9 protein-coding genes and 3 pseudogenes are annotated in these 15,778 nt (G+C 54.1%); 1 reads left to right on the top strand and 11 read right to left on the bottom strand.

From position 1 onward, the window contains the following. Positions 1 to 301 precede the first annotated feature (301 nt). From BLU24_RS23315 to BLU24_RS23300, 4 genes and pseudogenes are all read right to left on the bottom strand, one after another. Positions 302 to 592, bottom strand: a complete 291-nt coding sequence (locus tag BLU24_RS23315; RefSeq protein ID WP_231990172.1) for a hypothetical protein — start codon at positions 590 to 592, stop codon at positions 302 to 304. A gap of 169 nt (positions 593 to 761) precedes the next feature. Then, a pseudogene (locus BLU24_RS23310) lies at positions 762 to 848 on the bottom strand (RHS domain-containing protein); the annotation flags it as partial. 91 nt (positions 849 to 939) lie between these two features. After that, positions 940 to 1,326 (bottom strand): hypothetical protein, encoded by a 387-nt coding sequence (locus BLU24_RS23305; protein ID WP_093104375.1) that lies wholly within the window; start codon positions 1,324 to 1,326, stop codon positions 940 to 942. Positions 1,327 to 1,727: 401 nt separating this feature from the next. Further along, positions 1,728 to 4,186 (bottom strand): annotated as a pseudogene (locus tag BLU24_RS23300) (RHS repeat-associated core domain-containing protein); the annotation flags it as partial. 196 nt (positions 4,187 to 4,382) lie between these two features. On the opposite strand from BLU24_RS23300, the gene BLU24_RS23295 reads away from it, so the two are divergent. Beyond that, positions 4,383 to 4,931, top strand: a complete 549-nt coding sequence (locus BLU24_RS23295) for an RNA 2'-phosphotransferase (protein ID WP_093104372.1) — start codon at positions 4,383 to 4,385, stop codon at positions 4,929 to 4,931. Positions 4,932 to 4,950: 19 nt separating this feature from the next. Here BLU24_RS23295 and BLU24_RS23290 read toward each other — a convergent pair whose 3' ends face one another. From BLU24_RS23290 to BLU24_RS23260, 7 genes and pseudogenes are all read right to left on the bottom strand, one after another. Next, positions 4,951 to 5,325 (bottom strand): hypothetical protein, encoded by a 375-nt coding sequence (locus tag BLU24_RS23290; RefSeq protein ID WP_093104369.1) that lies wholly within the window; start codon positions 5,323 to 5,325, stop codon positions 4,951 to 4,953. Further along, positions 5,322 to 6,915, bottom strand: a pseudogene (locus BLU24_RS23285) (RHS repeat-associated core domain-containing protein); the annotation flags it as partial. The gene BLU24_RS23290 and the pseudogene BLU24_RS23285, both read right to left, overlap by 4 nt. Before the next feature lie 19 nt (positions 6,916 to 6,934). After that, the gene (locus BLU24_RS23280) at positions 6,935 to 7,240 is read right to left on the bottom strand and encodes a hypothetical protein (RefSeq protein WP_093104366.1); all 306 of its coding nucleotides are present in this window, start codon (positions 7,238 to 7,240) and stop codon (positions 6,935 to 6,937) included. A 3-nt stretch (positions 7,241 to 7,243) separates the two neighbouring features. Beyond that, complete coding sequence (locus BLU24_RS23275; protein WP_093104363.1) at positions 7,244 to 11,899, bottom strand: RHS repeat-associated core domain-containing protein; 4,656 nt, start codon at positions 11,897 to 11,899, stop codon at positions 7,244 to 7,246. Further along, on the bottom strand, positions 11,899 to 12,636 hold the full coding sequence (locus BLU24_RS23270) for a DUF4123 domain-containing protein (RefSeq protein ID WP_093104360.1): 738 nt from the start codon (positions 12,634 to 12,636) through the stop codon (positions 11,899 to 11,901). Before BLU24_RS23270 ends, BLU24_RS23275 begins: the two co-directional genes overlap by 1 nt. Next, positions 12,626 to 14,668 carry a type VI secretion system Vgr family protein gene (gene tssI, locus BLU24_RS23265; RefSeq protein WP_093104357.1) on the bottom strand — a complete coding sequence of 681 codons (2,043 nt, stop codon included), beginning with the start codon at positions 14,666 to 14,668 and terminating at the stop codon, positions 12,626 to 12,628. Before tssI ends, BLU24_RS23270 begins: the two co-directional genes overlap by 11 nt. A gap of 132 nt (positions 14,669 to 14,800) precedes the next feature. Next, positions 14,801 to 15,316: an Hcp family type VI secretion system effector gene (locus BLU24_RS23260; RefSeq protein WP_007949952.1), complete on the bottom strand. Its 516-nt coding sequence runs from the start codon at positions 15,314 to 15,316 to the stop codon at positions 14,801 to 14,803. Between the last annotated feature and the right edge of the window lie 462 nt (positions 15,317 to 15,778).

Raw genomic sequence — 15,778 nt, 5'->3', positions numbered from 1 at the left:
AATTCGTGAGTTTTTTGAATGTTGAGTCTGTGCAAAGAAAAGGGGGCGAAAAAGCGGACAGATTGATTTCAATTTTGCAGTTGGAATAAATCTGTCCACTTTCGCTCTAGGGAGTGACCCATTGGACTAATGTGGCGGGTGAATAATTTTAATTCGCCTCAGATTGATTTGTTGTTTATGTTTTTTTGACTTTTTTGAGCAGGTTCGATAGCTCTGGGTATGAATCGATTTCATCAGGTGGTAGTTGGGCTATGATTCGTTTTATCTTTTCGAAGTATTCGTGTTCAATCATTGTTTCTGTTCAATCCAATTCTGATGCTGCAGCGATTGCCACCCCGATGAAGTCCGAATCAAGAAGCTTTTTTAAAACCTCTATTGCGTCAGGCGATCGCAACTCGCCGAGCGCCGCAGCACTTCGTTCTTGCCAGTACTCTTCCTTCGTGAGAATTGTTTCGTGCAAAAATTTCCAATCTTCTACGTCAAACTTTTTTAGCACTCCTTGGGCTACCTGCTCAGTAATGTATTCGTTCCAGCTTGAGTCTTCATCCTGTCCAAGCCAGTGACAATATTCTTTGTAAGCCTTGCTGTTCATTTATCTATCCCATTAGGTTGGCGGTGACATAGGCGCGTCGCCCGCCGGGAATGAAGACGTCACGACACCATTGTCTTTAAGTACCTGCCACTGAACAGCGTCGACCATTTTTGGTGTGTAGAGTGGTCGGATCGATTTCGTTGACGTCCAGCGCGGCGAGGTTGCCCTAGGCGCGGTACTTCGTCGACCACATGATTTCGCCACTGTAATCGGTGAGTTCCTGCGGTGTGTTGAGGTGGCCGAGTTGGTAGTAGTAGAAAAGGGGACAGATTTATTTTCATTTGAAGAAAATAAATTTGTCCCCTTTTTTTCAGATTTAAGAATTAGGTTTGATCCAATTTTTTTGTTTATAGGTTGTTTGGATAAAATGAAATGTCCGTCGATATCATATCGACGAACAAAGGGAAAGTCTGGTTTTGTTTTTCGACAGATATTAGGGCTATACAATCGCCAATTTTTAATACGCCGCAGCCGTCATCTTCAATAGTCAATAACTCTGCTGTAATAAAGGTTTCACCATTTTTGTAATATATGGAGGGCGCTTTTTTTTGGGATATTGTTAAATTTTTCCCCCAGGAAAAATTGTCATTGATATCGATTTCAACGTCAAGTGCTTGGTCTTTTTTAGGTGGTGGACCTATAAATGTGGAAACTCCGGTTCCGTAGGCTGACGAATATTCTATCTGTGTTTCGTTAGCACTGTTTCTGATTATCTTGGTTATTGTGATATTCATTTATTTCGATCCTAGCGGAACTCGTATCACCGTATTGTCGACGTTCATCACGTTATTGATTAAATCCAGGGTCCATGTTTCTTCATGGTAATGGTGCTTGTTGGGTTTGCTATTCATTTCATGCGCACCATATCGAATACTCCTCTTGCCGTCGGCCGAAACGATCCTGTCGTTGTCCGGCAGTCCGGTCCTCGGATGGATATTGGTGTAGGGCCCGTCACCTAAAAAATCTTCCCATCGCTTCACCGCATCTTGTGGTTTTACAGGTTTGCTACCATAAACTTCGTTGTGATAGCCCTGACCAATAGGCGGTGGCTCCGGAGGCGCCGAAGGTCCTGCCTGTTTTACAACGTTATCCGTAGTAGACCCAGGGCTAGCTGCCTGCGGTTGTTTATTATCATCCGGGCAGTTACTACTCAATCCTAACGGATCCACCCAACCCGTCGGATTAGGCACGTACTGGTAGCTATTCAACCCACCCGCAAGCTTGATCGGATCCGGCGTCAAGAACCGTCCAGTCCCCGGATTGTAGTAGCGGTGGCGGTTGTAATGTAACCCTGTCTCGGCGTCGAAATACTGTCCTTGAAAACGCAGCGGGTTATCGATTTCGCTGACGTCCAGTGCCGCGAGGTTGCCGTAGGCGCGGTACTTCGCAGACCACATGATCTCGCCGCTGTAGTCGGTCAGTTCCTGCGGTGTACCGAGGTGGTCGAGTTGGTAATAGAACGGGGCCGCTTTTAGCGGGCCTTCGCCGTCGAGCATTGCCAACGGGCGGAAGGTGCCCGGTTCGTAGATGTAACTGCGGTAGCGGTTCTCGGCACTCTCGGCGATCAGGCGTTCGCCTTGCCAGAGGAATTCAGTATTGTGGCCGTCGACGTTTTTTTCGATGCGGCGACCAAAGGCGTCGTATTTGTAGGTCGCTGTGCTGCCGCCCGGCAGACTGACGCCGATCAAGCGGTGCTGGCAATCATAGCGGTATTCGGTGACGAGCTTTTGTCCGGTGCCGCGACTTTCGCGGATCAGGTTGCCATAGGCGTCGTAATCGTAGTGGCGATCGCCTTGCATCAGCAGGCGATTGCCTTTGACGTTGGCGAGGTTGGCGACGGGCAGGTCATTTTGTCCTAGCAGGTTACCTGCCGGGTCATGGGCGAAGCTCTCTGGCATGGCGCCGCGCACCCTGATCAGGCGGTCCAGCGGGTCGTAGTGATAGCTGCGGTTGCCTTTGCGGCTGTCATCGATGCCGGCGAGGTTGCCGTTGGCGTCGTAGTTGTAGCGACGCTGGAACAGGTGCTTGTCCCGTTGGCTGACGCTGTGCGCTTGCAGACGTCCCTGTTCATCGTAGTGGTATTGGCTGAGCAGCAAGCCTTGCTGGCGCTGCTGTTCACGGCCGGCGTTGAATTGATGAGTGGTCAGGCGGGAGCCATTGAGGTCGATGCTGCTGAGTTGCCCGCCAGGCTGGTGGCGGTAATCGAGTTTGCTGCCATCGGGCAAGCGGCAGTGCTTGAGCTGGCCGACGCTATCGTATTCGTAGCGCAGGGTGCCCCAGCCTTGGTGTTCCTCGATGAGTCGGTCTTGCAGGTCGTATTTGTAGGCGAGCGGCCAATGGCCGTCGTCAACGTTAACGAGGCGGCCAAGCGCGTCGTAGCTGTAGTGAATCTCTTCGCCGTCGGGTAGCGTTTTTACGAGCAAGCGGCCTGCGGCATCGCGCTGATATTCAGTGACCAGTTCGCTGCCGTCGTCGCCGAACTCGGTTTTCTTCAGCAGTTGGCCGTTGAGGTAGTACTCGTAGGCAGTCCGACGACCATCGAAGCCGGTCTCCTGTTGAATCAGGCCGTTGGCGTAGTAATCAAGGTGATAATGCTCGCCGCGCTCGTTTTCGATTTCAGTGAGCAACAGACGCGAGTTGTCGTAGCGGTAGCGTAGTTGGCTGCCGTCGGGATTGATTCGACGGCTGACGAGGTGGAGATTGTCGGCGTATTCGTAGCGGGTGATACGGCCAAGTTCGTCACGTTCAGCAGTGACATTGCCGTAGGCGTTGTAGTTGAATGCGCGAGTGGCGCCGCCGGGCAGCGTTACTTGGGCAAGGCGATTGGCAGCATCCCATTGGTAATGAGTGATCGCGCCGGACTCTTCCTGGCGAGTGATCTGCCTGCCTAGTGCATCGTAACGGTACTTGCGCTGACCGCCGTCGGAAAGGCGTTCTTCAAGCAGTTGACCGAGATTGTTCCAGCCGAGTTGATGACGGCTGCCGTCCGGGTGACGAATTTCCAATAGACGACCCTGCGGGTCATAGCTGTAATGGGTGGCATTGCCGTCCGGGTCAATCTGCGCAGTGACATCACCCTGTCGGTTGCGTTGATACTTCCAACTGGCTTTGCCGCGACGAACGTCGCTGACGAAGCCGTTGATATATTCGTAAGTTGTAGCTTCGTCTTCTGGGGGGATGACAGCGGTCATCAGTCCGTTGTCGTCGTAGCGGTATTCGGTAACGGCGCCCAATGGGTCCTTTTCCGCGATCAATTGACCCTTGTCGTTATAGGCTTTTTGATGCTCGGCACCATCGGGATCAATTTTGCTGATCAGTCGCGCCTGATCATCGTGGGTGTAGACCTCTTCGCTACCATCGGCGTTGGTAACGGTAACGCTGCCTTTGTCGTCCCAGGCGTATTGCGCTTCCATCTGGGAAAAGTTGGCCCAGTGACGTGTACACCGAGACAGTTTGCCTTCGTTTTCCCACTCCCAGTAGAACGCCGCGGCCGGCACCGTTGTCGAGACGTTTGATGCGACCATGGATTTCGCGAGTAACTTGCTAGCGGTTGCCATAGCTATCGCTGATGGCGATCAGGGTCGCGCCTTTTGATGGCTAGCCGCTATTAAGTAGGCAGCGGTCGATAACGTTCTAATCGCAGATCCAAAGGCTAAACTTTGAATGGTCAGGACCATGGTTCGTTATGGTATATTAAAAGTTAGAAGATGTTGCCGGATTTATTTGGCTCTGTAAGCGTTTCTGATAATTGTTTATCAGCGTTCTAAAGTTTTCGTGTTTAGGGTGTTATATGAATGATTCACTTGAAGAACTCAGTAAGTTTGTAAGTTATGTGTTGCGTCACAAGCCTGAAGCAATTGGCTTGCAGTTGGATGTTGAGGGGTGGGCAAGCATAGATGCATTAGTGAAAGGTGCGGAGGGGGCGGGAAAGGCAATAAGCTATGAAGTTATAACTAACATTGTGTCGCGCAGTGATAAAAAACGTTTCGAGATATCCGTGAGTGGGAAAAATATTCGAGCAGTACAGGGGCATTCGTCAGAGTCGGTGGAGCGAAAATACTCTGAACTAGAACCTCCGCAATTTTTATATCACGGCACAGCCACGCGCTTCCTAGATTCTATCCGGAAAGAAGGACTATTACAGGGAGCTAGGCATCATGTTCATTTGACCGAAAATGAGGTATTAGCGCGCGATGTTGGGCTACGTTACGGTAGACCCGTAGTTTTACGTATAAAAAGCAATCAAATGTTTTTAAGTGGGTTCAATTTCTTTAGGGCGGAGAATAATGTTTGGCTCACATTGACCGTGCCTCCAGAATTTATAGATCTATCGGATTGAATTGTTATCTGTAACATGACTATTCTTCTTCATTCCACTCGTTGTGCATATCAATGGCTCTTTTTAGCCAGTCAGTAAAGTGGGGGTACTCGTCATGTAGTTCCCACCCTTCGGATGCATATGCATGGATTATTAGAACTCTAGGATTTCCAGAGAGATCTTCCGCATCAAAACATGCAATATCATCGTTTGCGCTGAATTTGGCAAATGGTACCAGCGTACGCTTGGGATAGAGTTCTTTAAGTTTATTATGCCAGCTATTGATTTTTCCTTCTTTGTGGACAAGTAGCCACCATGGCTCAATGTCAATTTTCGGTTCCGTTTGTGCGAACTCGATAAACTTTCTCGGGAAGGGATAGTTGGGTAGTTTGTCAATATCTAAATATACAGTCATTTTTTTCCCGTCAGTTTGGGTAGTTCGTGAGATCCATATGGATTTTCATTGCCAAATCTTTTAGGCTTTTGCTTATGGATTCTGAGTTGCAATGCTTCACCCCAAGTGTCAGGCATTACATCATTGACTTCGAATCGCTCTTTATTGCTTTCAGATAACGGATCGTTTAGCTTCCATTCTCTAGCTTCTACGTTGATACCAGCCTCGCGTGCAGCTCTAACTCGAGTATTATCCATACTTGTAAGATGGCCGTCGGGCATGCGCACTACATCAATAGGCTCACCCTGCCATCCGTTCCTCTTCATTGAGCTTACGAGATCGTCATAACTAAAGTTTTCTCCGGTCGTTCTGTCGACTTTATTATAGGAAACACTGTTTTGGGAAAAGCGAACTTCGTTGGGACTTATCGATTTAACTTTTGGACATGCGCCTGGTTTGCAACTCAGCCCCAGCGGATCCACCCACCCCGTAGGGTTAGGCACGTACTGGTAGCTATTCAACCCACCCGCAAGCTTGATCGGATCCGGCGTCAAGAACCGTCCAGTCCCCGAATTGTAGTAGCGGTGGCGGTTGTAATGTAACCCTGTCTCGGCGTCGAAATACTGACCCTGGAAGCGCAGCGGGTTATCGATTTCGCTGACGTCCAGCGCCGCGAGGTTGCCATAGGCACGGTACTTCGCCGACCACATGATTTCGCCGCTGTAGTCGGTCAGTTCCTGCGGTGTGCCGAGGTGGTCGAGTTGGTAGTAGAACGGGGCCGCTTTTAGCGGGCCTTCGCCGTCGAGCATTGCCAGCGGGCGGAAAGTGCCCGGTTCGTAGAGGTAGCTGCGGTAGCGGTTCTCGGCGCTTTCAGCGATTAGGCGTTCGCCTTGCCACAGAAACTCGGTGACGTGACCGTCGACGGTTTTTTCAATGCGGCGGCCAAAGGCGTCGTATTTGTAGGTCGCTGTGCTGCCGCCCGGCAGGCTGACGCCGATCAGGCGGTGTTGGCAGTCGTAGCGGTATTCGGTGACGAGCTTTTGGCCGGTGCCGCGACTTTCGCGGATCAGATTGCCGTAGGCGTCGTAATCGTAATGACGATCGCCTTGCATCAGCAGGCGATTGCCTTTGACGTTGGCGAGATTCGCAACGGGCAGGTCATTTTGTCCGAGAAGGTTGCCCGCCGGGTCATGGGCAAAGCTCTCTGGCATGGCGCCACGAACGCTAATCAATCGGTCGAGCGGATCGTAGTGAAAGCTGCGGTTGCCTTTGCGGCTGTCGTCGATTCCGGCGAGGTTGCCGTTGGCGTCGTAGTTGTAGCGACGCTATAACAGGTCTTTGTCGCGCTGGCTGACGTTGTTGTTCGCGACCGGCGCTGAACTGGTGAGTGGTCAGGCGAGAACCATTGAGATCGATACTGCTTAAGCGCCCGCCGGCCAAATGTTGGTAATCGAGGGTGCTGCCGTCCGGCAGGCGGCAATGACTGAGCTGGCCAACGCTATCGTACTGGTAACGCAGGGTGCCCCAGCCTGGTTGTTCCTCGACGAGTCGATCTTGCAGGTCGTATTTATAGGCAAACGGCTAATGACCGCCGTCGACGTTGACTAGTCGACGCGAGCGCGTCAGTGCATTAAGTTTTTTTTACTTTATCCAACGTGTTATCTAACGCTTTTTCAAGATCGTCCCAAGTTTTGGCCGTTTCGGTGTATATAGGTGATTCCCAGTTTTGGTTTGCGATTAATGAGATTCTGAAGGCACCGTGTTCACTGAATTCGGGATACCACCCAATGTCTATTATTTGCTCATTCGGAAGTGAAGCCTGTAAAAGATCCTCCCTTAATTCATCTGTGATAAGCGCGATTTTCGATCCAGCTAGGATGGTTAATTCGTCAAAATTTATCTTGCCGCCAATGTTTTTTATCTTTTCAGTATTCATAAGCTATTTCTTCTTTTTCGTTAATTTTCTAAACGATTCTTCTGATATTGGATGTCCATGAATGGTGTTTGCACTTAATTCCACTCTCATGTATCGCGTTTCTTTTCCGTCGTTGGCGCCTATGGTTTTTCCCATGTCAATTACTTTCCATGGCTTTCCATTGTTAACATCTTGACCATTTACAAACGCGTGCCGCTCTAACGCTTCAATGTCCGTGCCGGGTAGATATTTGGCTGCACCTCCATTAGCGGTCGATTTCACAACAGATGGCCAAGGAGCCTTGGGCGCCACATGTTTATTGCCATGATTTGTCCATTGAACGTCAGGAGGAGGCGGGGCTCCATCCCTTACCTTAGCTTTTTCTTCAGGTACTTCAGCGCTTTGCCCTGGAACACATTTATCTCCGCCTGGACAAGTATTCAATCCTAACGGATCGACCCACCCCGTAGGGTTAGGTACGTACTGGTAGTTATTCAACCCACCTGCAAGCTTGATCGGATCCGGCGTCAAGAACCGTCCAGTCCCCGGATTGTAGTAGCGGTGGCGGTTGTAATGTAACCCTGTCTCGGCGTCGAAGTACTGGCCTTGAAAACGCAGCGGGTTATCGATTTCGCTGACGTCCAGTGCCGCGAGGTTGCCGTAGGCGCGGTACTTCGCAGACCACATGATCTCGCCGCTGTAGTCGGTCAGTTCCTGCGGTGTACCGAGGTGGTCGAGTTGGTAATAGAACGGGGCCGCTTTTAGCGGGCCTTCGCCGTCGAGCATTGCCAACGGGCGGAAGGTGCCCGGTTCGTAGATGTAGCTGCGGTAGCGGTTCTCGGCACTCTCGGCGATCAGGCGTTCGCCTTGCCAGAGGAATTCAGTAGTGTGGCCGTCGACGTTTTTTTCAATGCGGCGGCCAAAGGCGTCGTATTTGTAGGTTGCTGTGCTGCCGCCCGGCAGGCTGACGCCGATCAGGCGGTGCTGGCAATCGTAGCGGTATTCGGTGACGAGCTTTTGTCCGGTGCCGCGACTTTCGCGGATCAGGTTGCCGTAGGCGTCGTAGTCGTAGTGGCGATCGCCTTGCATCAGCAGGCGATTGCCTTTGACGTTGGCGAGGTTGGCGACGGGCAGGTCATTTTGTCCAAGCAGGTTGCCCGCCGGGTCATGGGCGAAGCTCTCTGGCATGGCGCCACGAACGCTAATCAATCGGTCGAGCGGATCGTAGTGAAAGCTGCGGTTGCCTTTGCGGCTGTCATCGATGCCGGCGAGGTTGCCGTTGGCGTCGTAGTTGTAGCGACGCTGGAACAGGTGCTTGTCCCGTTGGCTGACGCTGTGAGCTTGCAGACGTCCCTGTTCATCGTATTGGTATTGGCTGAGCAGCAAGCCTTGCTGGCGCTGCTGTTCACGACCGGCGCTGAACTGGTGAGAGGTCAGGCGGGAGCCGTTGAGGTCGATGCTGCTTAGGCGCCCGCCGGATAAGTGTCGGTAGTCGAGGGTGCTGCCGTCCGGCAGGCGGCAATGGCTGAGCTGGCCAACGCTATCGTACTGGTAGCGCAGGGTGCCCCAGCCTTGGTGTTCCTCGATGAGTCGGTCTTGTAGGTCGTATTTATAGGCGAGCGGCCAATGGCCGTCGTCAACGTTAACGAGGCGGCCAAGTGCGTCGTAGCTGTAGTGAATCTCTTCGCCGTCGGGCAGCGTTTTTACAAGCAAACGACCAGCGGCATCGCGCTGATATTCGGTGACCAGTTCGCTGCCGTCGTCGCCGAACTCGGTTTTCTTCAGCAATTGGCCGTTGAGGTCGTACTCGTAGCCAGTCCGACGACCATCGAAGCCGGTTTCCTGTTGAATCAGGCCGTTGGCGTAGTAATCAAGGTGATAGTGCTCGCCGCGCTCGTTTTCGATTTCAGTGAGCAACAGACGCGAGTTGTCGTAGCGGTAGCGTAGTTGGCTGCCGTCGGGATTGATTCGGCGGCTGACGAGGTGGAGATTATCGGCGTATTCGTAGCGGGTGATACGGCCAAGTTCGTCACGTTCGGCAGTGACTCGACCGTATGCGTTGTATGTAAATTCCCGAGTCGCTCCAGCGGGCAAAGTAATCTGTGCCAGCCGATTCGCGGCATTCCATTGGTAGTGTGTGATGGCACCGTTTTCGTCCTGGCGGGTGATCTGCCGGCCGAGTGCATCGTAACGGTATTTGCGTTGACTACCATCGGGCAGCCGCTCTTCCAATAGCTGGCCGAGATTGTTCCAGCCGAGTTGATGACGGCTGCCATCGGGGAGGCCGATTTCCTGCAAGCGTCCCCGACGATCATAGCTGTAGTAGGTGGTGTTACCGTCCGGATCCGTCTGTTGGGTAATATCACCCTGATCGTTGCGCTGATATTTCCAGACTGCTCTACCGCGAACGACCTTGCTTACGAACCCACGGCTGTACTCGTAGCCGGTTGGTTCGTCTTCTGGAGGTATAACGGCGATCAAATGTCCTGATTCGTTGTATCGGTATTCGGTTATGGCTCCGAGCGGATTTTGCTCTGCAATCAAGCGTCCCTTATCGTCATATGCCTTGAGATTTTCGGCTCCGTCCGGATCAATTTGAGCTACTAGTCGGGCTTGGTCGTCATGGGTGTATACCTCTTCGCTACCGTCAGCGTTTGTAACGGTAACGCTTCCCTTATCATCCCAAACGTAGCGAGTATCCATCTGCGAGAAGTTCGCCCAGTGATGAATACAGCGAGCTGATTTGCCCTCTCTTTCCCATTCCCAATAGAAAGTTGCACCCCCGGCTAAACGGCGCTCGAGAATGACGTTTTGGTCGTTATAAGCGTAACGCTCGGCTTCTCCAGCGGCGTTTTTCGCTTCGATCAAGCGGTGTTGCGAGTCGTAGGCATAACTGATGATCGTCTGGACAGTGGTCCAAACATCTTCCAGATTGTCTGCCGGTGTGAACTGTTGATAATCGACTGCCACAATATGTTTGCGGTCATAGCGCAACAACAAGGCACGACCGGCACCATTGTCGATACGTTTTATCCGTCCGTGAATATCGCGTGTGATATGAAGGCGGTTGTCGTATTTGTCACTGATGGCTATCAGTGTTGCGCCTTTGCGATCGTAGCGGAAGTGATAGAACTGAGCATGCTCACCAGCCTGAGTGAGAATAAGTTCTGATGGATCGTCCCCGATGAAGATGGCTGCTTCCGAGAGGCTATTGGTTATCGCCGTGCGTTGAATGCTTGGAAGTGGGAACGTGATCACCCGGTTTTCATGATCAGTCCATACCACTTCGTCGGCGTTGACTTCTATCCGTTGCGCTAACGCGTGGCTCCAACCAAAACCAAGCCCACAATCGATTTCCGCTGCGCTGGTTCTATAGAGACGAGTCCAGCTAAAGGGTGCAGGCCCTCCGAGTTCCCCATCGGTCAGCGTCAAAAGCTCCTCGCCAGTGACCATGGATACCGGGCAACCGTTAGTGCACGTGTTTTTTGCGCAAGTTGCGCTTTTTTCATCTGGATTTTTGGATTGTGCGGGGGCATCGTGCCGGGTTGTCGGGGTTTCGACGGTGGTCACACGCTTCCCATCAAAACGCAACTCGGAAATCCCGTTCCTAACCTTAGCCGTCACCCCTCGCGCCGCCACAGCGGTGTACTTGGCGACATACTCCATAAAACCATTGATGATCTTGAATACCGACTTCACGAAGCCGATGACTGCATTGATTACAAGTTCGCCATACTTTTTCAGTCGGGCAGCCAGATAAATAACCCCGGTGCCTTCAGCCGCGATTGTCAGCACAACACCGATGACGATATCGATCGCGATACCGACAACGATCGCCGTGGTCATTTTCGCTACGTCGCCTGCCATCTTCATCGGCGGCAAGGCTGCCAGCCAGATCACCGCACTGCGTACCAGCAGGAACAGCGCTGCTTCGTCACTCGCCAGCAACATGGCTTTTTTCATGACGTCTGGCGAGCTTTTGGCAACTTTGATCAGCTCGTCTGCGCCAGCGCCGAGATCCTTGGCGAATTTCTTCGGATCCTGAAGGATATCGAGCACAAGGCTAATGCCGTCCCACACACCCTTGATGGCCTCCCAGCCACCTTCGAGTATGCCGTTGCCAACCGCCATCACTGTGCCGGAGGTGGAAAGGTTCGACCACTGGGGTTTGAAGCCCGCCCATTCCTTACGCAGGAAGCCTTCCAGATCCACGGTCACGCCGCTGTAGGAGCTGAAGAGGGCGTCGATTTGCGCCGGCGTCACTTCGTTATGCACGCGGATCTGGTAGAACTTGCCGGGTACACCGCCGGTCCAGGCGGCTTTGCCTTGAGCGTCGAGTTTGACCTTGCTGACTGCGCCACCGTCCACAGCAACGATTTCGACTTCGATATCACCCACCGGAATGTCGTAAACCGATTCGAATTTGCTCTCGATCAGCAACGGACCTTTGAGTGGACATTGAGCCACGTTCGAGCTGAAGCTGCCGTCAGTCATGCTCACGGCTTTACTGGTGTTGCCAACCTTGATGACACGCTCCATGCCCAACAAGGACGGCATGTCAGTGGCGCGACTGCCCTTGTCGAGCGCTCGCGCGTACCAGGTTTTGGTTTGTTCCTGATACAGCTTCAGACTGTCCTTGAAGGTGTTCAGTTGGTTGTCAACAAAGGCAACGCGATCCATCAGCCTTGCTCCAGAATCAGGTGATTTAACAATGCTTCTTTAAGATTTTTCGGCGCATCCGGGCGGCGCACGAAACGGCTGATTTTCAGCTTGAGATTGTTCTCTGGCCAGGCGGTATAGATATCAGGGCGGTCTTCTTCCAGCCATTGCATGAGATTGGCAATCAGCGTAGTGGGATTTTCCTTGCCCAAGCCATCCAGCAAAGCCTTCGGCACCTCCCACCACGGCCAGTCCCTGACCTTCGGCACCACCCGCGTGCCCACTTCCAGCGCCTGCCCATTAATCAGATACCGCTCAAACACCGGCAGCACTTCCCCGGCCTTTTCCCCCAGGCCGTGCAGAATCGGGTAGATATGCCGCCCATCCCAGAACCGGAAAAACACCTCGGTGCCATCCGGCATCTTCACCTGCGTCAGGCTGCGCAGATGTTCGAACACTTCGTTCGGCTCTGAACGCGACACCGCCAGCCAGCCCCAGTCAAGGGCGTCGGTTTCGGCGATCCATGGCAGGAAGGCGGAGTTGGACTTGAGCTCAGTGACGTAGGGCATCACCGGTTGCCAGGTGGAGTAGGGCGTGCCGCCCCAGATCGGCAGAAGCTGGGCGGTGGGCTCGGTCAGGTACAGGGTTTTCAGGGCGTCGGCGTCGCTGGCGGCGCTGATGATCAGATACAGGCGCTCGCCGTTTTGTAGCGGCTGTTGCGCCAGCCAGTCCTTGGGTGTGATTCGATCAGATGGCACAGGCACCTGCCTTGCATTTCTCGCATTCTTCGCAGAACGGCGCGTTGCGTTTGAGGGTGTTGATTTGCGCCGGGGTCAGGACCTGGCCAGCCTTGTCGGCATCGGCCTGTTTCAGCACGCCGGGCATCAACGGCGCGGCGCCCGTACCAACACCGGGGCTGCCGCCGGAGTTCATGTTGATCACCGGGCCGCTCATCGTTACGCCGCCGGCGTCGATCTTGATGAAGCTGCCGCCGCCGACAAGAGTCAGTTCTGCGCCGGCTTCCATCACCACTTTCATGCCACTGCTGAGGTGGATTTCCTGACCCGCGTCGATGAACTGGCCGGTGCCGATCTTGATGTGCTGGTTGACGCCGACGGTGAGGTGGTCGTTGGCGCGGGTTTCGACTTTGCGGTCGGCGTAGACGGTGTGGTGTTCTTCGGCCTTGAATTCGGTGTAGCTGTTTTGCTCGACGGTGTCGTGGCGTTCGTTGCCGACGCGGATTTTCTGGTCGTGCTCGATGTTCTCATCCCAGTCGCGCTGGGCGTGCAGGTAGATCTGCTCCTGACCTTTCTTGTCTTCGATGCGCAGTTCGTTGTAGCCGCCACCGCCCATGGAGCTAAGGGTCTTGAAGGTGCTGCGGGTCTTGTTCGCCGGCAGGGCGTAGGGAACGGTGTTTTCCTTGTGGTACAGGCAGCCGCTGATCAGCGGTTGATCGGGATCGCCTTCAAGGAACGTGACCAGCACTTCCATGCCGATGCGCGGGATGGCGATGCCGCCGTACTGGGCACCGGCCCAGGCGCTGGAGACGCGCAGCCAGCAGCTGGTTTTGTCGTCGGCCTGGCCTTCTCGATCCCAGTGGAACTGTACTTTGACGCGGCCGTATTCGTCGCAGTGGATTTCTTCGCCTTTCGGGCCGGTGACTACAGCGCTCTGGCTGCCGAGGATGCGCGGCTTCGGGTGGCGCAGCGGTGGGCGATTGGGCACGTCCCACGGCGTCGCCTGAAAACGGTTGCGATAGCCCTGATGGAAATCGTCTTTCAGGGCGGTGGTGTCGCTGGTCACCGACTCTTCGAGCACCTGCGGCTGTTTGCCTTCGTGCAGGACTTCGGTGAGCAGCCACAGATCATTCCACTTGGCTTTGGGGTGTTCGGTCAGGGCGAGGAAGTGGCCGCTGACCAGCAGCGGCTGATCGCTCTTGCCTTCGGCGAGCTGGAAGTCGCTGCGATGGCGTTCGAGGGCGCGTTTGGCCAAGTGCTTGCCGCGCTCGCGGTCGATGAAACGGCCCGGGTAATCGTAGTCTTCGAGGTCGGGCAGGGCGTCGCCACGGTTTTCGCTTTCCAGGGTCAGGCGCGGTTTTTCGAAGTCGTAATCGCGGCGCGTGGTGCGGCTGGTGCGGGTTTCCAGTCGCAGGTCGAAGCGCTTGATCACCGGATCGCTGGCGACCATGCCGGAATCTTGCTGGTAGGCCACCGGCTTGAGTTTCGGGAACACCGTCTGGTCATCGCCGAACACCAGTTTGTGCGCCGTGGCGCTGTGCTGGAAGTGGTAGTGAATGCCTTCTTCTTCGCACAGGCGCTGAATGAAATGCAGGTCCGATTCATCGTATTGCACGCAGTAGATGCGTTCGGGATAGATCGAGCCGGTCTTGAATTCGTAGGCATTGCTTTGGATGCCGTGCTCTTCGAGGACCATGCCGATGATTTTCGGCACGCTGAGGTTCTGGAAGATGCGCTGGTTGATGCGGTGCGCGAGGTAGGACAGTTGCGGGCGCAAGGTCACCGAATAACGGGTCAGTCGCTTGCCCGAATCGCCTTGCGCGGCGCGGTAGATCTGGCCATGAATGCCGCTGCCGTCGGGCGACAGCTGCAGGAAGGCCGGTTTGTGCAGCAGGGTTTCGAGGTCCAGCGACGGCTGCTCACTGACCAGCTCCACCTCGAAGACAAAAGGCTGGCTGATGGCTTCCCGACCGGTGAGGGTAAACACCTGGAAATCAGCGGAAAGACCTTCGATGGTCAGGGCAAAGTGGGTTTCATTGGCCGGCGCGAACATCCCTTGTTCCTCGTGCTGTACAGCGGCGCTCGTCGACGCCCGCAAAAGCGGGTCAACGTACGCGAAATTCTGGAGGGGCGTAAACAACATCGACCAGCAGAGCTGGCCGATGCTTGTAACGATCAGCCGTAATTAAACGACTGGAGCACGCCAGTCATCGGAACCCGAAGTACCGGATACTTCGTGGGTCCAGGTGATTTTGCGGTAGGTGAACTGCACTTCTTCCAGGTGGGTGAAGTGCGCGTTGCCTGGATCCTGGCAGTTGTGCATTTTGTTGTTGATGGCGACGATGATCGCGTCTTCCAGTTTGGTGGTGTAGTAGTGCTCTTGGGTGCCTTGCGCCGAAGTGCGGTACCACTGGATAACGATTTCGCTCATGCGCTCGCCGGAAGTCAGTGCTGCTTGCAGCAGTGGCGAAGCCTTGTCGTAGACCTTGGTGATCACAACTGGCTTGTGAACGCGCTGACCGGTTGGCTGACCGGATTGCGGGTCACGCGGGATGATCACGTCGTGGGTGAAAGCCTGAACCATGACCTGGTCTTCGTGGCCTTCCTGGTAGGTATTGCCTACGGAGTCAGCGGTGAATGCGCCTGCAGTGATCAGGCCTTGTTTTTCGCCGGTAACCGACATGTACGCTGGTGTTGCCATGGGGTGCTCTCCTTGCGGATAAATTTAAGGTGCCCGGGAGGCGAAATCGCCCGGTGGGTGCCTGACTGTTATCAAGGAGCGTGCCAGGTCTGCTGAAGTGCCCGGGTGGCGGGAGCGGCGCGGTGGTTGGGGATCACTCGAGGCGGTTTTCAGCGTGAAAACAACAAGAAAGTGCGCAAGAAGTTGCGCAGTACTGCGCAACTTCTTGCGCACTTGGCTGCAGGCCTTGTGCGGCGTGGTCTGCAGAGGATTTGCCCCGTGAAATATTACGCCCAACTGCGCAACTTCTTGCGCAGTTGGGTATTTTTTTGGGACCGAGGTGTCTGCTTCGCGAGCAGGCTCGCACACACATGATTTGTGTAAGGCCCCGGCGCTTGCGTCCACCGCGAAACCTGTCGGAGCGAGCTTGCTCGCGAAGGCGGCAGTTCAGGCAAAACATTGGTGACTGACCCACCGCTATCG

The sequence above is a fragment of the Pseudomonas sp. Z003-0.4C(8344-21) genome (genome assembly GCF_900104975.1).
Taxonomy (GTDB): Bacteria; Pseudomonadota; Gammaproteobacteria; order Pseudomonadales; family Pseudomonadaceae; genus Aquipseudomonas; species Aquipseudomonas granadensis.
The sequence above is the reverse complement of the archived record's forward strand: the minus strand, read 5'-3'. Positions and strand labels throughout refer to the sequence as shown.